Origin of the sequence: Chitinophaga sp. H8 (assembly GCF_040567655.1) — a bacterium.
GTDB lineage: Bacteria > Bacteroidota > Bacteroidia > Chitinophagales > Chitinophagaceae > Chitinophaga > Chitinophaga defluvii.
Genome location: NZ_JBEXAC010000002.1, coordinates 2,671,374 through 2,690,746, shown reverse-complemented (window position 1 = coordinate 2,690,746; position 19,373 = coordinate 2,671,374). Strand labels below are relative to the sequence as shown.

Here is a 19,373-nt window from a genome sequence, read left to right as displayed (position 1 = left end):
TTCCAAAGAATTTTTATATAATAAATTAAAATGAATCTCGAAAATCACTGTATTGTATGTTTATCAAAAATATGCTACATTCTGAAACAAAATATAACACGATCGTTGTATTTTGTTAATGACTTGTTAAATAAATGTCATTTCTCAGAAATAGTTGACTAATTGATAATCAATATACAAGCAAATGCTTTTTAATCCCAGGGATAGCTCCCTTCTCCTGCTTTTTGTAAATGATAACAATGACACACTGTGCAATCATTTTGCAGTCTTGTAAATGGCGTCACCTTGTTTTCGCTGGAAGATCTTTTTATCTTCGGCACGATTCCACGTAAAATAATTCATGTTTTAAAAGTAAATCATGTACAAAAAACTCTTTCTCGTATGCTCAGTTGCAGCAATATTTGGCTGTGGACAATCACAAAAACAAGAAACAAAGGAAACCCAAAATGAGGACACACCAGTAACTGCCACCGTATGGGATGCCGCGAAAGCCGGTGAATGGTATGCTAAACAAGATTGGCTGGTTGGCGCCAATTACATTACCAGTTCCGCTATTAATCAATTGGAAATGTGGCAGGCCGAAACCTTTGACACTGCCGCTATTGACCGGGAACTTTCACTGGCAGCAGGTATCGGAATGAATACCATGCGGGTGTTCCTGCATGATCTGTTGCACCAGCAGGACCCGCAAGGATTTTTTCAGCGGATGGAACAGTTTCTGGAGATTGCAGACAAACACCACATCCGTATTATGTTCGTGTTATTTGATTCTGTCTGGGATCCTAACCCGGTAGCAGGTAAGCAACGTGCCCCCAAACCGCATGTACACAATTCAGGATGGGTACAAAACCCAGGTATTAAAGCACTGCAGGACAGCACACAATACCCCAGGCTGGAAAAGTATGTTACGGAAACGGTGAAAAAGTTTGCCTCCGATAAAAGAGTAGTATGCTGGGATGTATGGAATGAGCCGGATAACCTGAATCAGAGCGCATATGGCGCCGTAGAGCTTAAAAACAAGGCCGACTTTGTATTGCCACTGATCAGCAAGGTATTTGCCTGGGCCCGCAGCGCTGCCCCGGAACAACCACTTACCAGTGGATTGTGGGCTGGTGATTGGAGTGAGGAAGCTACTTTAAAACCAATTGAAAAGGTGATGATCACCGAATCGGATGTGATCTCATTCCATTCCTATGATGACAGCACCGAAATTGAAAAACGTATTATTCAGCTGGAACGTTACGGGAAACCACTCATTTGTACCGAATACATGGCAAGGCCCCGTAAAAGTACATTTGAATCGATCATGCCTATCCTGAAGAAACATAAAGTAGGCGCTTACAACTGGGGCTTTATCGAAGGTAAATCTCAAACCAATTACCCATGGGACAGCTGGAGCAAACGCTATACCGCAGAACCTCCACTTTGGTTTCATGATATTTTCAGAAAAAATGGTACCCCTTATTTGCAAAAAGAGGTTGATTTTATCAAAAACATCGTAAAGCAATAAACAAGCAGCTATAGTTACTACAAAAGAAGCGGTCGCCCTACTAGGTAAGACGACCGCTTCTTTTAATATATTTCAATCAGCTAATAGCTAACTGCTAATAGCTAATAGCTATTTCAAATGGCTTTCAATAGCAGTATCATAGCCTGTTTTCCAATCAGCTACTTTACCCCAGTCTTCCCCATCTACTACAATAGATTCGCCTTTTACCACACCAATCTTTGTGTAGCGTACAGAATGATCAGAAGCATCTACCAAACCATGCAGTAAAGCTTCGAATTTTTCTTTATCAGCAGGATTAATAGTTACTACTACTCTGCTCTGGCTTTCACCAAACAGGTAAGCATCTTTCCGGAAGTCCTTGTTGGTAGTTAATTCAAAACCCAGTGCACGTGGCATCGCACTTTCAAACAGGGTTACAAATAAACCACCTTCACTCACATCATGCGCAGATTGAATCAAGCCAGCTTTATTCAGCTTGGTAATTGCCTGTTGCAGCTGGAATTCTTCTTCCAGGTTAAAATGTGGTGCAGGGCTATTTTCAATACCTACAATCTTGGTCAGGTATTCTGAACTGTTAATATCATTGCGGCTGCGTCCAACCAGGTATACGAGATCGCCTGCAGCTTTAAAGTCCAGTGTAATGCGTTGGTCCATAGAATCCAGGATCCCCATCATACCAATGGTAGGGGTAGGGAATACCGGACCATCCGGAGATTGGTTATAGAAGCTTACATTACCACCGGTAACAGGCGTATTGAACTTATGACAGGCTTCTCCCATGCCTTTAATCGCATATACAAACTGGTAGTATACTTCCGGATCGTAAGGGTTACCAAAATTCAGACAGTTGGTAATCGCTACCGGTTCTCCACCGCTGCATACGATATTACGGGCAGCTTCTGCCACTGCCATCTGGCCACCCAGGTGCGGGTTGGCATATACATAACGGCTGTTACAGTCTGTAGTAACCGCTAAAGCCTTTTTAGTACCTTTTACGAGCACTATAGCAGCATCGCTGGGCGCATTGGTGCTGGCATTAGCTGTACCTACCATACTATCATACTGGTTGTAAATCCAGCGTTTGGAAGCAATATTAGGCAGCTGTATCAGTCGCTCTGCTACAAAACGGGCATGTGTGGTATCCGGAACGGCCTGAATATCAAATGCTTTTAATTTCTCAAAGTAAGCCGGCTCTGTGTACGCACGGTGATATTGCGGAGCACCACCACCCAGTACCATACTTTCAGCAGGTACATCAGCTTCCAGTTCACCATTCATGAAGAACTTCAGATTTTTATCTGCTGTTACTTCACCAATCTGCACACAGTGCAGATCCCATTTATCAAATATTTTCAGCACTTCTTCCTCACGGCCTTTGTGCACTACAATCAACATTCTCTCCTGGCTTTCGCTCAGCAGCATTTCCCATGCCTTCATATTTTCCTGGCGGGTAGGAACTTTATCCAGCCAGATATGCATGCCATGTTCTCCCTTAGCGCTCATTTCAGCAGTAGAACAGGTAATACCGGCAGCGCCCATATCCTGCATACCTACCAGAGCAGTAGTCTGGCACAGTTCCAGGCATGCTTCCAGCAATTTCTTTTCCTGGAAAGGATCCCCTACCTGTACAGCTGGTAAATCCTCCACGCTGTCTTCCGTAATGTTAGCAGAAGCAAAAGAAGCACCACCAATACCATCTTTACCGGTAGCAGAACCTACGATGAATACCGGGTTGCCTGCTCCGTAAGATGTAGCAGAAACAGTTTGTCCTACTTTTACTACTCCCACACTCATGGCATTCACCAGCGGGTTGGTGCCATAGCAGTCTTCAAAATAAGCTTCTCCACCCACGGTAGGCACACCAAAGCAGTTACCATAATGGCCAATACCATGTACGATCCCTTTTACCAGGTGTTGTGTTTTTTTATCATTGATATTACCAAAACGCAGGGAATTCAATGCCGCAATAGGGCGTGCACCCATGGTAAATATATCACGGTGAATGCCACCAACACCGGTAGCTGCACCCTGGAAAGGCTCAATAGCAGAAGGGTGGTTATGCGATTCTATTTTAAATACCACCGCGTAGCCATCGCCAATATCTACCAGACCAGCATTTTCTTCCCCTGCTTTTACCAGCAGGCGTTCTCCGTCGCGGGGCAGGGATTTGAGCCAAACTATAGAGTTTTTATAACTACAGTGCTCACTCCACATAACGGAGTACATACTTAATTCGGTAAAATTGGGTGTGCGGCCTAAAATAGATTTTATGCGTTCAAACTCGTCGGCGGTAAGTCCTAGCTGTTCAGCAATTTCTACGGTGGTTTGCATGTATGTGAATATGTAAATACAAGAATTAAAAAGAAGATGCAAACCTACATGATTTTCCGGCAATTGACAAGAGGGTAGCCATCTCTGCCTGCAAGTATATATATGATAATGGGTTCATTCCTGCCAGGTGAAGGTGCATTTAACAGATTATATCATATTATCAAATTTTCAATATATCAGTTTCAGCGTACTCCCACCTCTTTTTTTTGTTTAAATATCAAAAAACGGGGTTCATTTCCCTTAAAAGTGTAATTTTTTCTTCTTAACGAACATAATTCTTGCATTTGTTGTAAAAGCGCCGTTTTTTTGTATAAAATATTACAGCATGCAATCGTTACGCTTTACAGCGCTGGAAAACTTATCATCCGGCAGTGATTCAAAGATCAAGCCCGAACAAAACGGTAAGATTACCGATATGTTTGGCAGTAATGTATTTACCGGCAAAGTTATGCGGGAACATCTTAATGATGAGGCATACAAAAGCCTGATGAATTCTATTAAGAATGGTACCAAGATAGACCGTAAAATGTCTGAGCAAATTGCTTCCGGCATGAAAGCCTGGGCAATGAAAAAGGGTGTAACGCACTACACACACTGGTTTCAGCCTTTAACCGGTACCACTGCTGAAAAGCATGACTCTTTCTTTACACTGAAAGGTGATGGCACTGCACTGGAAACTTTTGATGGCGATGCTTTGGTACAACAGGAACCTGATGCTTCCAGCTTCCCAAATGGTGGTCTGAGAGCAACATTTGAGGCCCGTGGTTATACTGCCTGGGATCCTTCCTCCCCTGCTTTTATCCTGGAACAAGGTTATGGTAAAACCCTCTGTATCCCTACTATATTTGTTTCATACACCGGTGAATCCCTGGATTACAAGGCACCGTTGCTGAAAGCACTGGCTGCCATTGATAAAGCGGCTGTAGACGTATGTAATTATTTTGATAAAAATATTACCAAGGTAACCCCTACCCTGGGATGGGAACAGGAATACTTCCTGGTAGATGAGGCTATGGCCAATGCCCGCCCTGACCTTATCATGTGCGGACGTACCGTTGTGGGCCATGCGCCTTCCAAAGGACAACAGCTGGAAGATCACTACTTTGGTGCTATTCCTGAGCGTGCATATGCTTACATGCGCGACTTTGAACTGGAATCCTATAAACTGGGTATTCCTTTAAGAACGCGTCATAACGAAGTGGCTCCTTCCCAATTTGAGTGTGCTCCTATTTTTGAAGAAGCTAACATTGCAGTAGATCATAACTCCCTGTTAATGGACGTAATGACCAAAGTGGCCAAACGTCATAAATTACGGGTACTGCTACACGAAAAACCTTTCGCAGGTATCAACGGTTCCGGTAAACACAATAACTGGAGCATGGCCACCGATACTGGTGTAAACCTGCTGGCTCCCGGTAAAACGCCGAAAACCAACCTCATGTTCCTGACCTTCTTTGTAAATACCATCAAGGCAGTACATGATTACGCAGACCTGATGAGAGCATCTATTGCCTCTCCCAGCAATGATTTCCGTTTAGGAGCCAACGAAGCGCCCCCAGCTATCATCTCTGTATTTACCGGCAAATACCTGTATGAAGTATTACAGGAAGTTAAAACCCGTGTAAACAATAAATTTGACGAACAGGATGAAGCTATCCTGAAGCTGGACCTGCATCGCCATATTCCGGAACTGATGCTGGACAATACTGACCGTAACAGAACTTCCCCTTTTGCTTTTACCGGCAATAAATTTGAGTTCCGTGCGGTAGGTTCTTCTGCCAACTGTGCCTCTGCAATGACTACCCTGAACTCTATTATGGCTAAAACCCTGATCGATTTCAAGGCAGAAGTAGATGGCCTGATTGAGAAAGGTGAGAAAAAAGAGATTGCGATCATGCAAACTCTTCGGAAATATATTGTAGATTCGGAAAGAATTTTGTTTGAAGGTGATGGCTATAGTGATGATTGGGCAAAAGAAGCAGAAAAAAGAGGTCTTGAAAATATCAAAACCACGCCTAAAGCTCTGGATGCTTTAATATCTGCTAAATCTGCTGACCTGTATACCCAGATAGGTGTATACACCGCGAAAGAATTACACGCCCGCCACGAAATACTGCTGGAAGATTATGTGAAGAAAGTACAGATCGAAGCACGTGTAATTGGTGACCTTGCTACCAATAACATTTTACCGGCAGCTATCCGTTATCAGAATGAACTGATCGCGAATATCCGTGGATTAAAAGAAATTGGCCTGGGCGATGCTGCGGCAAAAGCACAGAAACAAATTGCTGAAAAAATTGCTGAACATATCAACGTAATCAGTGAAAATGTACAGGCAATGATCGAAGCACGAAAAGTAGCTAATAAGCTGACCGACAGCCGTCAGAAAGCAATTGACTACTGTGAAAAGATCAAACCTTATTTCGATGTAATCCGCTACCATTCCGATAAATTGGAATTCCTGGTGGATGACAGAAACTGGACACTGCCTAAGTACAGAGAACTTCTTTTCTTGCGATAAACCGTAAGATTGTTTTGGTGTATGATTAGCCCCTGGTTTTTACCAGGGGCTTTATTTTTTTACAGATCATTAAGAACCAACCACTTAAGCACCTCTATTAAACTTCCACCTTTCTCATCAGTCCAACCCTCACAAACAAATACTTTTCTTATGAGAAAATTTGCCGTTATCGCACTATTGCTGATTTTATCCGGAACAGTTATTTACGCACAGGATACTACCCGCCAGGCCGGAAAAAATAAATTCAGGAAGGACCTGAGTCTGACCACCCAACAGCGTGATCAGTTGAAAAGCATTAATGAGGGATACATGAAAAGTGCACAGGAAGTAAGAACCAACAAAGCATTAAGCGATCCCGACAGAAGCAGTAAACTCCGGGAGTTGAGTACTGACCGCGAAGGTAAAGTTAAAGCCGTGCTTACACCACAACAATTTGATACCTGGCAGCAACAACGTACAATAGCACAGGAAAGAATGGGAAAGATGCGGAAAATGAAAGATGGTAAAGGCCGGAAAGATGGAGATAAATTCGGGAAAAAAGCCACTGCATCATTAGGTCTGACAGCAGACCAGCAGCAACAGCTGAAGAATATCCGTGAAGAATTCAAAACCCAGGCAGGTACCATCAGGAATAATACAAGTCTGGATGATGCTGCCAAAAAAGAACAAATGCAAACACTTAAAAAGGGGCAGCAGGAAAAAATAAAAAGCACCCTTAGTGCAGCACAATTTGAAAAATATCAACAGGTGCGGAATCACAGAATGAAACGCATGAAAACATTGGAAAAGCAACAGGACAGAGACTTACCAGGTAAAACATCTCCTGGAAAAAGCTGATCATCCGTATTACCTGTAAATAAAAAGGAGCTACCTAATGGTAGCTCCTTTTCTATTCAGACACAGTAGATCTTTTTAAACCAGCTTAAATGTTTCAGTAAACTTCGTTGTAAAGTTACCTTTACGGAAGTCTTCATTACGCATTAATTGCTGGTGGAAAGGAATTGTTGTTTTTACCCCTTCGATCACAAACTCACTCAATGCTCTTTCCATGGTATTAATTGCTTCTTCCCTGGTTTGTGCCATGGTAATAATTTTAGCCACCATGGAATCATAATAGGGAGGAATTACATAACCGGCATAGATGTGGGAATCTACCCGCACACCATGTCCACCAGGTATATGCAATACGGTAATTTTTCCAGGAGAAGGGCGGAAATCATTATACGGGTCTTCCGCATTAATACGGCATTCTATCGCATGCATTTGCGGCGTATAGTTTTTACCGGAGATAGGGATACCCGCAGCGATTTTTATTTGTTCCTTCACCAGGTCAAAGTTGATGACCTCTTCGGTAACACCATGTTCTACCTGGATACGGGTATTCATTTCCATGAAATAAAAATTACGGTGTTTGTCTACCAGGAATTCAATGGTACCTACACTTTCGTAATTGATAGCGCTGGCTGCCCTGATAGCGGCTTCCCCCATTTTCTCACGCAGTTCGGGCGTCATAAACGGAGAAGGAGATTCTTCCACCAGTTTTTGGTGACGTCTTTGAATAGAGCAATCCCTTTCACTCAGGTGGCATACTTTACCGTATTGATCACCTGCTACCTGGATTTCAATGTGACGGGGTTCTTCCACAAATTTCTCCATATAGATACCATCGTTATTAAACGCTGCACGGGCTTCATTTTTAGCCATATTATAGGCGTTTTCTATCTCGCCGTCTTCCCATACTACACGCATCCCTTTACCACCACCGCCGGCAGTAGCTTTGAGGATTACGGGAAAGCCCATTTCTGTAGCCAGTGATTTGGCTTCTTCCACACTCTGCAATAATCCACCGGAGCCTGGAATTACCGGCACACCGGCAGCAATCATGGTTTCCTTGGCGGTCATTTTATCGCCCATCCTGCGGATCATATCAGGTGTGGGGCCGATAAATTTGATCCCATGTTCCCCACATATTTCAGCAAAACGTGCATTCTCCGCCAGAAATCCATAGCCTGGATGTATCGCATCCGCATTGGTGATTTCAGCTGCCGCCATCAGGTGAGGAATGTTCAGATAAGACTCGCTGCTTTGCGGCTTACCGATACATACTGCCTCATCTGCAAACTTCACATGCAAACTATCCTTATCCGCAGTAGAATAAACTGCCACTGTTTTGATACCCATTTCCTTACAGGTACGGATAATCCGCAGGGCAATTTCTCCACGGTTGGCAATCAATATTTTTTTAAACATTGTATTCCTTATAAGTTAAAAAAAGCAGGTAGCTGTTAGCTTTTTTAGCTTTTAGCCGTTAGTAATTAGCTGTTAGCACTTAGCCTTTAACCAGACGATTTGTGTCAACGGGCTAAAGGCTAAATGCTAACAGCTAATAGCTATATTATGGTTCTACTAAAAATAAAGGTTGATCATATTCTACCGGGGAAGCATCATCCACCAGCACTTTCACTATTTTGCCACTTACTTCACTTTCAATTTCGTTGAACAGCTTCATGGCTTCAATAATGCAGACTACTTTACCTGGCGCAATTTCATCACCCACATTTACAAAGGGAGCTTTATCCGGGCCGGCGCTACGGTAAAAAGTACCGATCATGGGAGATTTCACGGTTACCAGGTTATCCGCCTTGGGAGCTGCAGGTGCGGCTTCTGCTTTAGGCGCTGCAGCCGGTGCCGCGGGTTGTGCTGGAATACCGGCTGGTACCATTTGCACAGGTGCTGCTGCTGGAACCGTTATTATTTGTGCCTCGTTATCTTTTTGCTTTATTGTAATCTTAAACTTGTCTTGCTCTATGCTCAGTTCACTGATATTTGACTTGTTAATCATTTTTACCAGCTCCTGAATCTGTTTAAAATCCATGTAGACAGTTTTTGGTTTAGAAATTTTTGTTGTTGGATAAGGTTTATACTATTGTTTTACTCTTTCGATATATTCACCAGACTTGGCATTCACACGGATTAATTCTCCTTCTTCAACAAATAAAGGCACCATTACAGTTGCACCGGTTTCTACAGTAGCTGGCTTCAGGGTACGGGTAGCAGTATCCCCTTTAATACCGGGTTCGGAATAGGTTACTTTCAAAACTATTTTGTCGGGTAATTCAACATTCATGTACTGATCCGTTTCAGTGTTTACCTGTACAAAAACTTCCAGGCCTTCTGTCAGAAACTGTGGAGCATCCACTGATTCTTCCGGCATAGCCATTTGTTCAAAAGTTTCGTTGTCCATGAAGTTGTACCCGCTATCATCTTTGTATAAATACTGGAAAGATTTCTTTTCAATACGAACCGGATAGATATTATCTCCTGAGTTCCAGGTATGCTCAATAGAGCGATTGTTATCCACACCCTTCAATTTTGCCCATACTTTAGCAGCGGCACGGGCGGTTTTGTTCTGACCAAACTCTACAACAGAATATAAGCTGTTATCCAGCTTTATGATTAATCCTGTTCTAATATCTGCGGTGGTAGCCATAAAACGGTTACTGATTTAAAGTTAAAAATTTATATAGGATTGCAAAAGTAAAAATTTTCGCATATGAACAAGCATGAAATTACCAAAATTAGCCGGAATCGTTTCTTTTTGGCCTGGTTTTAGCCCTTTTTGGCACTTTTGGACGGCATTTTAAGGTTTAATAACTTGCCTTGCTTTGTTTCGAACCGGAAAAGTAGCTTAATTTTATCATTCATCAATATAATACGTGAGAACATGCGTTACTTGTTTTTTTTGTGGTTATGCTGTATACCAGCCTTATTACATGCCCAATCAGCCACCACTACACCTCCGGTAAAGGCCCCCTACCTGCAGTACCCGATTATACCTGCCTTTCCGCTTACCCTGCCCGATGGGCATGTGATCAGCAAAAATGACATCCGGAAAAATGTTAAGACCCTGGTGTTTGTATTCAGCGTAGACTGCGATCATTGTAAACACCTGACAGGTGAAATCATAAAAAATATAGATAAGTTCAAGGATAAACAGATCCTGATGGTTACTCCTTTTAAAGTAGAGCAAATGAAAACCTACTATGATGAGTTCAAAATCCAGAACTATCCTAATATTATTATGGCCAGCGAACCTACCCGCCAAATCATGTATTTCTATGATATTAAATATTTCCCTGGCCTGTTTGTTTATAATAAAAAACAACAGCTGGTGAAAGGGTTTGAAGGCGAGGTAAAACTGGATACCATATTGGAGCAATTCAATTAATCCCGGCCAATAGCTACATGGGATAGCAGCTGGTTTTATCAGCAGAAAAATGCAATAAATAAGGCAGTTTCTGTTGACTATATTCTATGGACGGTAAACAAAAAGTACTACTTTTGTTTCTCCAATTATTCTTCACATTTAAACTTTTTAGATAAGATGAAAGTTACTGTTGTAGGAGCGGGTAATGTAGGTGCAACCTGCGCCAATGTACTGGCCCACAGAGATTTTTTACAGGAAGTAGTGTTACTGGACATTAAGGAAGGAACAGCGGAAGGTAAGGCACTGGATATGTGGCAGCAGGCGCCTATTGATTACTACAGCACTAAAACCGTTGGTGTTACCAATGATTATGCTAAAACTGCTAACAGTGATGTGGTGGTAATTACATCAGGCCTGCCCCGTAAACCAGGCATGAGCCGTGATGATTTAATTTCTACAAATGCCAATATCGTTAAATCCGTAACAGAGAATATCACTAAACATTCTCCTGATGCGGTGATCATTATAGTAAGCAATCCGCTGGATGTAATGACTTATTGCGCCTACCTGACGGCTAAAAAAGACAGCAGTAAAGTATTTGGTATGGCTGGTATCCTGGATACTGCCCGTTACCGTGCTTTCCTGGCAGAAGAGATCGGCTGCTCTCCCAAAGATATCCAGGCTATCCTGATGGGTGGCCATGGTGATACCATGGTGCCTTTGCCAAGATATACTACTGTAGGTGGTATTCCGGTAACTGAACTGGTAGCTAATGACAAACTGGAAGCTATTATCCAGCGTACTAAAGTGGGTGGCGGTGAAATCGTAAACCTCCTCGGTACTTCTGCATGGTATGCTCCAGGTGCGGCGGCTGCACAAATGGTAGAAGCCATCCTGAAAAATGAAAAACGTATTTTCCCTTGCTGTGCATGGCTGACCGGCGAATACGGATTAAAAGATATCTACCTGGGTGTTCCGGTGGTATTAGGCAAAAACGGTATCGAAAAGATCATCGAACTGCAATTGAACGAAGAAGAAAAAGCTTTGCTGAATGCTTCTGCACAACACGTGAAAGAAGTAATGGACGTACTGGACAATATGAAGGCAACTGCCTAGTTCACTAACCATTAGATATAAAGCATTAAAAGCGTAAAGCCAGCCGGCCTTACGCTTTTTTTTACCTGTGATTGGTGCAACAAAAGGCCGGGCTGAAGGGTTATAATAACAGATCGTTCATTACAGATTATCCACCTGTTATTTTCCGGGAGGATCATTCATAATCAGTTTTTGACCATTTATAATTCGTAAATTTAGATAGCATAGCGTTGAGGCACATACCCTTATCACAGTTCCGGTATGTTGACTTTTCTTATCTTCACGCCTTTTTAGCGCTATTTATTCAGAAGGTATGTCAAACAACATTGAGAAGCTGATTTCGCAGAAAGCATTCAATAACGAGCACCACAAAGGGCTGGTGAGTCTTATTTTTGTTGGCAACTGGGTCACCTCACGGCACCAGCAGTTTTTCAAGAAGTTTGATATTACTATGCAACAGTATAATATACTGCGCATCCTGCGTGGGCAGCATCCCAAAGCAGCTACCATCAATCTGCTCAAAGAAAGAATGCTGGACAAAATGAGTGACGTATCCAGACTGGTGGAACGGCTTCGTAAAGCCGACCTGGTAGAGCGAAAAAACTGCGAACTGGACCGAAGGGCCGTAGACGTGAAAATAACTCCCAAAGGCCTTCAGCTGCTGAAAACCATTGATGAAGAAATAGCAGAGCTGGACAGCTGCATGAAGTCCCTCTCTGAAAAGGAAATTATACAGCTGAATAAACTATTGGATAAAATGCTGGATAACTATTAACAGTATAATGTTTACCCCGGACACGGGTATTACTACAATTCTTCAACATAATTCAGGTCTTTCCCAAACGTTTCCTCAATATTCCAGGAAGTTATCAATGCTACCGCTATACAGATAGCTGCTACAATAGCACCGCTTTGCAGATAGGTAAATGAAGATTGCAGGCCAGTGAATAACAAGGATATCAATGGTAACATACCCCGTGCAAAATTAGGTACAGTAGTCGCTACTGTGGCCCGCAGATTTGTTCCAAAACTCTCTGCTGCAATAGTTACAAATATGGCCCAGAAGCCAACTCCAAAGCCTAATGCAAAACATACCGTATAAAACAGCCAGGTTTCAGCCCCATGCATCTGGAAATAGGTAAATACAAAAATGGAGGTTAACACCAGAAAGAGTAACATTACTTTACGCCTGCTTTGCCACAACTGGCTGATAAGTCCGCTGCTGAAATCACCCAGCACCAGGCCGGTGTAACAAAAAGCCACCGCATCACCTGGGCTAATGCTGCCTTTTACATTCATTTCTACGGCAAACTTGTTGGAAAAAGCCATTAATATTCCTACCACAAACCAGGTAGGAGTACCCAACAGCATGCATTTAAGATATTTCAGAAAGCGGTCACGACGGGTAAATAAAGCGAGGAAACTGCCCCGGTTAGACGTGCTGCTCTTGATGCTGTTAAACATATGTGACTCCATAACGCCCACCCGTAACGCCAGTAAAGCCAGGCCCAATCCACCACCTATAAAATAGCAGATGCGCCAGTCGCCTACCATCTTGGCGATAAAATTGGCAGCCACAGCACCCGATACCCCTACAGTAGCCACAATCATGGTACCGTACCCTCTTTTTTCCTTTGGCAGTAGTTCAGAAACCAGGGTAATACCAGCCCCCAATTCTCCTGCCAGGCCCAACCCGGCTACAAAACGCCATAACAGGTATTCATTGGTGCTATGGATAAAGCCATTGGCAATATTAGCAACAGAATAGATTAATATAGAGCCGAACAACACATTCAGCCTCCCTTTCTTATCACCGATAATGCCCCAGAAGATGCCGCCTACAAGCAGTCCCAACATCTGCACATTAATCAGTAATAATCCAACCCCTGTATCTATTTCCTGCTGCGGTACTCCCAGCGATTGCAGGCTGGGCACTCTTACTATTGTAAATAACAACAGATCATATATGTCTACAAAATAGCCCAAAGAGGCTACGACCACTGCTATGTTAAAAACAGATACAGGACGATTGGTGGAATTCATATGGTTGATAAAATGGGTGTAAGTGTTAATTACGCCACAGGATCTTTCTCCTCAGGTTTTACCGGCTCATGGTGCTGGTGTTTTATTTTTCCAAACACCAGTTTGATAATTACCGGCAAAGTAGTGATCAATATAATTACCAGGATAATCCATTCCAGGTGATTTTTCAGATTCGGAAATAATTTATCCAGGTAGTGTCCGGCCAGCATCATGGAAAATACCCAGGTAAAAGAGCTCGCGATATTAAAGATCATAAATTTCTTCCGGTCCATTTGCACAATACCTGCTACTATTGGAGCAAAGGTGCGTACGATAGGGAGGAAACGGGCCAGGAAAATGGCGCCTCCACCATATTTATCATAAAACTCTTTGGCCTGGTATAAGTGTTTTTTCTTAAAGAAGAAAGTGTCTTTACGGCTGAATAATAAAGGGCCGGATTTGCGTCCGAACCAAAATCCTACCATGTTGCCCAGTACACCTGCAACGGCAATCAACGTCATGATACCAAAGAAAGGCATATTGAAAAAGCTTTCACTCAGCAAGCCGCCGTAAATCCCAGCTACAAATAACAAGGAATCGCCTGGTAAAAAGAATCCGATAAACAGACCGGTTTCTGCAAAAATAATTGCTAATAAAAGGTAAAGCCCGCCATGCTCAATAATCCACGTGGGGTTAATCAGGTGCTTAAATAACTCAATAATCTGGTCCATCTGTTTCTGTGTGTATGTCTGTCCGCTGTTTTTTAGTACGCTATATCAGCGTGCGGCAAAATAATAATTTAAAAGTTAGCGAATTGTTATTGTTTCTGATAGAGGTCTGCTGGAGGGTTCCAGGCCTTTTCCCATTTAGATACTACCGCCGTAGCCATCGCATTGCCTATTACGTTGGTAGCGGAACGTCCCATATCCAGTAAATGGTCTACTCCCAGCAACAATAATAATCCTGCTTCCGGTATTTTAAACATGGAAAGTGTACCGGCAATAACAACCAGGGAAGCACGGGGTACCCCGGCAATGCCCTTACTGGTGATCATTAATACCAGCAACATTGTAATCTGTTGATCCATAGGCAGATGCATTCCATATGCCTGGGCAATAAACAAGCTGGCAAATGTCATGTACATCATAGAGCCATCCAGGTTGAAGGAATAGCCAAGGGGTAATACAAAACTAACAATCCGGTTATCACAGCCAAATTTCTCCAGCTCCTCCATTGTACGGGGGTAAGCCGCCTCACTGCTGGCCGTACCAAAGGCCAGTAGTACCGGATTTCTTATCCGGCCCAGCAAGGGAAATACCGCACGCCCCATCACGAAGAAACCCGCCAGGGCTAATAACAGCCATAAACAAGCCAATCCGATATAAAACTGGAGGATGAACACCCCGTAAGTTAAGAGGATACCTAATCCCTTTTGTGCAATGATAGCCGCCATAGCGCCAAATACCGCAAATGGCGCAAAGTTCATCACAAAACCAGTCACCTTCAGCATAATATGCGCTACACTATCCATCAGCTTGACCACCGGAGTACCCAGCTCACCAATGGAAGCAGTCGCCACCCCAAAGAAAATCGCAAATACCACAATCTGCAGGATTTCATTATGGGCCATGGCCATCACCACACTATCCGGAAATACATGGTGAAAGAATCCTTTTAGAGTCATATCAGCCTTGGATACGCCAGTCGCTGCATGAATATCAGGTAAAGGAAGCCCCAGCGATACGCCGGGTTGCATTACATTGACCAGTACAAGTCCCAGAAACAGGGAAACAAAAGTAGCTGAAATGAACCAGAGCATTGTTTTTCCGCCTATACGGCCTACCGCACGGATGTCGCCCAGCTTGGCCACCCCTACTACCAGGGTAGAAAATACCAACGGAGCAATGATCATCTTTACCAGCCGGAGGAAGATATCTGTAAGAATGGAGATATTGTCTGCAAATTTTTTAAGAGAAGCCTCATTCGCTGCCTCTTTCACCAGATCCCCGGCCTGTCGGGTAATTTTTATATTGTTACCATCCAGGGCTACCTTTGTATCACCACCATACATCTGATTAATGATATACCCCAAAATGATCCCCAAAACCATTGCTACAAATATGAACAACGTAAGCCGGTTAGATTTCTTCATGCAGTAATGATTTATGCCTTATTTAAATGTATTTATCCTTTTTAAAAGGTGTATGTTAAACAGGTACCCTGGTGTTAAAATTCCCCAAAAATAAGGTTACTGTAGTAAAAAAGCGCTTTGGAGGCCAAAATAAAAGTGGGGGCATTTACATTTTACATATTATATTTGGCAATCTGTTACACAAAAATCTAAACCACTTAACCATCAACCACAACCAAAAAGTATGAGCAAACTCTTTGCTAAGAAAACGTTATCAATCTTAATAGCAGAAGCGGATGAATCTGAAAAAGGATTAAAAAGAACGTTAGGTTCTGGCTCACTAGTTGCCCTTGGTATAGGTGCTATCATTGGAGCAGGTCTTTTCTCCCTTACGGGGATAGCGGCTGCTGAAAATGCTGGCCCTGCTGTTACTATTTCCTTTGTATTAGCAGCCTTTGGTTGTGCTTTTGCCGGCCTTTGTTATGCAGAATTTGCCTCTATGATACCTGTTGCCGGTAGTGCATACACCTATTCTTATGCCACTATGGGTGAATTCATAGCCTGGATCATAGGCTGGGATCTGGTGCTGGAGTATGCCTTAGGTGCTGCTACGGTAGCTGTAAGCTGGTCAAGATATCTCCTGGAGTTTTTACATAAATTCGGCATCCATCTTCCCCATCAGCTGGTTGTATCCCCCTGGGAAACTATCAAGATGAGTGATGGTACTATGATTGAAGGAGGATTATTCAATCTCCCGGCAGTTATCATTGTATTACTGTTGTCCTTACTATTGATCAAAGGTACCCGGGAGTCTGCCGGGATGAACAACTTCCTCGTAATATTAAAAGTATCTGTAGTGATATTGTTTATTGTTTTAGGCTGGAGCCATATTGACCCTGCCAATTACGATCCGTATATCCCTGCTAATACTGGTAAATATGAACATTTCGGATGGACGGGTATTGCCACCGGAGCTGCTGTGGTATTCTTCGCCTTTATAGGCTTTGACGCCGTATCCACCGCTGCGCAGGAAGCCAAAAATCCTCAAAAAGGTATGCCAATTGGGATCCTGGGATCATTGATCATTTGTACCGTATTATATGTGCTTTTTGCACACGTGATGACCGGCTTATTAAATTATAAGTTATTTGCAGGTGATGCCAAACCAGCAGCCACTGCTTTTGCCCAAACAGGGTATGACTTTTTACAGACAGGGCTGATCGTTGCTATTCTCGCCGGGTATACCTCTGTGATATTGGTAATGCTACTGGGACAGAGCCGTGTGTTTTACTCTATGAGTAAGGATGGATTGCTGCCTAAATTCTTCAGTGATGTACATCCAAAGTTCAGAACCCCCTGGAAAACCAATGCCTTCTTTATGGTATTTGTGTCCCTTTTTGCCGGACTGGTACCGGTAAGCGACCTGGGCCACATGGTAAGTATTGGTACTTTGTTTGCTTTTAGCCTGGTATGTATAGGAGTGATGATTATGCGGAAGAGAATGCCGGATGCTCCCCGTGCCTTTAAAACCCCATTTGTACCTGTTGTACCGATTATAGGCGTGATTGTGTGTGTGTACCTCATGTATTCCCTGCCTAATGAAAGCTGGGCAAGGTTGGCCATATGGCTGGGACTGGGATTAGTAATTTACTTTACCTACAGCCGTAAGAACAGCAAAGTAAGTAACAAGCCGTAAATACTACTAAACGATATCGGATACTGCCCACCTTTCAAAGTGGGCAGTATTTATTTTAAGCATAGCGGTATGTTTTGCAGAATTTAATATTTTTGTGCCTCGTAAAATAAAATACCGATTGCAGCAAGGCATTAAAAGCCCAAAGACAATCATTGACCCCAGCTAATTTAAATTATAACAATGGGAAGAATATTTGAAGTAAGAAAAGCTACCATGTTTGCCCGCTGGGACAAGATGGCCAAACAGTTTACCCGTATAGGCAAGGAAATTGCCATGGCAGTAAAACAATCCGGACCTGATCCGGACAACAACCCCGCTCTCCGTCGTTGTATACTGAATGCCAAAGGTGTAAATATGCCCAAGGATCGGGTAGATGCTGCTATCAAACGCGCATTGGGAAAAGACAAAACTGATTACGAAGAGGTAGTATATGAAGGATATGCGCCACATGGCGTAGCAGTGATGGTGGATACCGCTACCGATAACACCACCCGTACAGTAGCCAATGTACGCATGCATTTTAATAAAGGTGGCGGCAGCCTGGGTAATAGTGGGTCTGTTGGATTTTTGTTTAACCGTGTAGGAGAGTTTAAAGTAAAAAATGAAGGACAGGATCTGGAAGAACTGGAGTTAGAGCTGATTGATTTTGGATTAGAAGAAATAGGGGAAGACAGTGAGGGCAATATCATTATTCGTGCTGCGTTTAACGAATTCGGAAATATGGCCAAAGCACTGGAAGACAAGGGGATCGTTACTATCAGCTCTGAATTAAAGCGGATTCCAACCACTGTAGTGGAGCTGAATGAAGAACAGGCAAAAGAAGTGCTGGAGTTAATAGACCGCCTGGAGCAGGACGACGACGTACAGCAGGTATTTCACAATTTGAAGTAAGTACAATAAACTATAATTAAAAGCGTCCTGCTGTAATAGTAGGACGCTTTTTTTATGACAAAAACAGTAGGAGGTTTATAAGGCACAATATCTACTGCCTATACCTATAGATATAGCATCTTTGGCGGAAAGGTAAGTACCAGTTATGCACTGGCAGCCTCGCAGCAATTATCATTGATAATAAACATAAAGCCTTTGCCGTGGAAAGTTTCCAGTCTGATGGTAGGATCCAGTGAAAAATGCTTGCGTAAGCGGGTAAGGTATACATCCATACTCCTGCCGGCAAAGAAATCATCACTTCCCCAGACGTGCATCAGCACATACTCCCTTTTCAGTTTCTTGTTAGAATTTTCACAAAGGAACCGTAGTAATGCAGCTTCTTTGGGAGGCAGCTGTATACAGGTATTGGAAGCATTGTGGAGAATTTTTAACTCACTGAAGTCGAATGTCAGGGAGCCCATATTGTAAGAAAGGCGCCTGTCACTCTGCAGTAGCCTGCTTCTTTTCAAAAACACCTCTACCCTCATCAGGAGTTCCTCCAGGTTGAAAGGCTTGATCATATAATCATCACAGCCAATTTCAAATCCATGAATCCTGTCCTGCTCCAGATAGCGGGAGGAAGTAAAAATAATAGGCATGTTTTCATCCTGGGCACGGATTTCCTTTGCCAGGTTAAATCCATCCTTTTTGGGCATAATAATATCTAATAAACAAAGGTCAAAGGGGTGATCCTGAAAGGTTTCCCATCCCTCTTCCCCATCCTGGCAATGTGTTACTTCATGCCCTGCTCTTTCCAGGTGCCGTTTTACCACTCTGGCAAAAAACTGGTCATCTTCGACCAAAAGTATTCCTGCTTTCATATTCGTTTTGGTTGGTTTTTGGTTTAATGAAAGTCTTTGGTTCTAAAGATGTTGTGTAAAAAATGGTTGAGCACTTGGGTGGGTTTTCTAAAATCCTAACCAATTTAGG

Annotated in this window: 16 protein-coding genes; 8 read left to right on the top strand and 8 right to left on the bottom strand. The window is 42.9% G+C overall.

What is annotated here, in order from left to right; all coding sequences use genetic code 11:
- Positions 1-358 precede the first annotated feature (358 nt).
- Positions 359-1,510 carry a cellulase family glycosylhydrolase gene (locus ABR189_RS24630; RefSeq protein ID WP_354663155.1) on the top strand — a complete coding sequence of 384 codons (1,152 nt, stop codon included), beginning with the start codon at positions 359-361 and terminating at the stop codon, positions 1,508-1,510.
- A 108-nt stretch (positions 1,511-1,618) separates the two neighbouring features.
- On the opposite strand, the gene purL is transcribed toward ABR189_RS24630, so the two are convergent.
- Positions 1,619-3,841 (bottom strand): phosphoribosylformylglycinamidine synthase subunit PurL, encoded by a 2,223-nt coding sequence (gene purL / locus ABR189_RS24625; protein ID WP_354663154.1) that lies wholly within the window; start codon positions 3,839-3,841, stop codon positions 1,619-1,621.
- A gap of 325 nt (positions 3,842-4,166) precedes the next feature.
- Here purL and ABR189_RS24620 point away from each other — a divergent pair, with 325 nt between their 5' ends.
- Together ABR189_RS24620 and ABR189_RS24615 are read left to right on the top strand one after the other, a co-directional pair.
- Positions 4,167-6,362: a glutamine synthetase III family protein gene (locus ABR189_RS24620; protein WP_354663153.1), complete on the top strand. Its 2,196-nt coding sequence runs from the start codon at positions 4,167-4,169 to the stop codon at positions 6,360-6,362.
- A gap of 150 nt (positions 6,363-6,512) precedes the next feature.
- Complete coding sequence (locus tag ABR189_RS24615; RefSeq protein ID WP_354663152.1) at positions 6,513-7,199, top strand: hypothetical protein; 687 nt, start codon at positions 6,513-6,515, stop codon at positions 7,197-7,199.
- Between the two features lie 75 nt (positions 7,200-7,274).
- Here ABR189_RS24615 and accC read toward each other — a convergent pair whose 3' ends face one another.
- The 3 genes from accC to efp all read right to left on the bottom strand — a co-directional run bounded on the left by accC (position 7,275) and on the right by efp (position 9,852).
- Positions 7,275-8,612: an acetyl-CoA carboxylase biotin carboxylase subunit gene (gene accC / locus ABR189_RS24610; RefSeq protein WP_354663151.1), complete on the bottom strand. Its 1,338-nt coding sequence runs from the start codon at positions 8,610-8,612 to the stop codon at positions 7,275-7,277.
- A 145-nt stretch (positions 8,613-8,757) separates the two neighbouring features.
- A complete protein-coding gene (gene accB / locus ABR189_RS24605) occupies positions 8,758-9,237 on the bottom strand; it encodes an acetyl-CoA carboxylase biotin carboxyl carrier protein (protein ID WP_354663150.1) in 480 nt (159 codons plus the stop codon).
- A 48-nt stretch (positions 9,238-9,285) separates the two neighbouring features.
- Positions 9,286-9,852 (bottom strand): elongation factor P, encoded by a 567-nt coding sequence (gene efp / locus ABR189_RS24600; RefSeq protein WP_354663149.1) that lies wholly within the window; start codon positions 9,850-9,852, stop codon positions 9,286-9,288.
- Between the two features lie 234 nt (positions 9,853-10,086).
- On the opposite strand from efp, the gene ABR189_RS24595 reads away from it, so the two are divergent.
- The 3 genes from ABR189_RS24595 to ABR189_RS24585 all read left to right on the top strand — a co-directional run bounded on the left by ABR189_RS24595 (position 10,087) and on the right by ABR189_RS24585 (position 12,439).
- Positions 10,087-10,590: a peroxiredoxin family protein gene (locus tag ABR189_RS24595; RefSeq protein WP_354663148.1), complete on the top strand. Its 504-nt coding sequence runs from the start codon at positions 10,087-10,089 to the stop codon at positions 10,588-10,590.
- Positions 10,591-10,746: 156 nt separating this feature from the next.
- The gene (mdh, locus tag ABR189_RS24590) at positions 10,747-11,685 is read left to right on the top strand and encodes a malate dehydrogenase (protein ID WP_354663147.1); all 939 of its coding nucleotides are present in this window, start codon (positions 10,747-10,749) and stop codon (positions 11,683-11,685) included.
- A gap of 292 nt (positions 11,686-11,977) precedes the next feature.
- Positions 11,978-12,439: a MarR family winged helix-turn-helix transcriptional regulator gene (locus ABR189_RS24585; protein WP_354663146.1), complete on the top strand. Its 462-nt coding sequence runs from the start codon at positions 11,978-11,980 to the stop codon at positions 12,437-12,439.
- Between the two features lie 32 nt (positions 12,440-12,471).
- Here the strand turns inward: ABR189_RS24585 and ABR189_RS24580 are convergent, their stop codons facing one another.
- The 3 genes from ABR189_RS24580 to ABR189_RS24570 form a co-directional block, all read right to left on the bottom strand.
- Positions 12,472-13,707 (bottom strand): MFS transporter, encoded by a 1,236-nt coding sequence (locus ABR189_RS24580; protein WP_354663145.1) that lies wholly within the window; start codon positions 13,705-13,707, stop codon positions 12,472-12,474.
- 29 nt (positions 13,708-13,736) lie between these two features.
- Complete coding sequence (locus ABR189_RS24575; protein WP_354663144.1) at positions 13,737-14,417, bottom strand: DedA family protein; 681 nt, start codon at positions 14,415-14,417, stop codon at positions 13,737-13,739.
- Positions 14,418-14,503: 86 nt separating this feature from the next.
- Positions 14,504-15,838, bottom strand: coding sequence for a dicarboxylate/amino acid:cation symporter (locus ABR189_RS24570; RefSeq protein ID WP_354663143.1), 1,335 nt, complete (start codon positions 15,836-15,838; stop codon positions 14,504-14,506).
- A 223-nt stretch (positions 15,839-16,061) separates the two neighbouring features.
- Between ABR189_RS24570 and ABR189_RS24565 the strand changes: the two genes are divergently transcribed.
- Positions 16,062-17,513, top strand: coding sequence for an amino acid permease (locus ABR189_RS24565; protein WP_354663142.1), 1,452 nt, complete (start codon positions 16,062-16,064; stop codon positions 17,511-17,513).
- Between the two features lie 180 nt (positions 17,514-17,693).
- Positions 17,694-18,404: a YebC/PmpR family DNA-binding transcriptional regulator gene (locus ABR189_RS24560; protein ID WP_354663141.1), complete on the top strand. Its 711-nt coding sequence runs from the start codon at positions 17,694-17,696 to the stop codon at positions 18,402-18,404.
- 143 nt (positions 18,405-18,547) lie between these two features.
- Here the strand turns inward: ABR189_RS24560 and ABR189_RS24555 are convergent, their stop codons facing one another.
- Positions 18,548-19,264 (bottom strand): response regulator transcription factor, encoded by a 717-nt coding sequence (locus ABR189_RS24555; protein WP_354663140.1) that lies wholly within the window; start codon positions 19,262-19,264, stop codon positions 18,548-18,550.
- Positions 19,265-19,373: the final 109 nt, after the last annotated feature.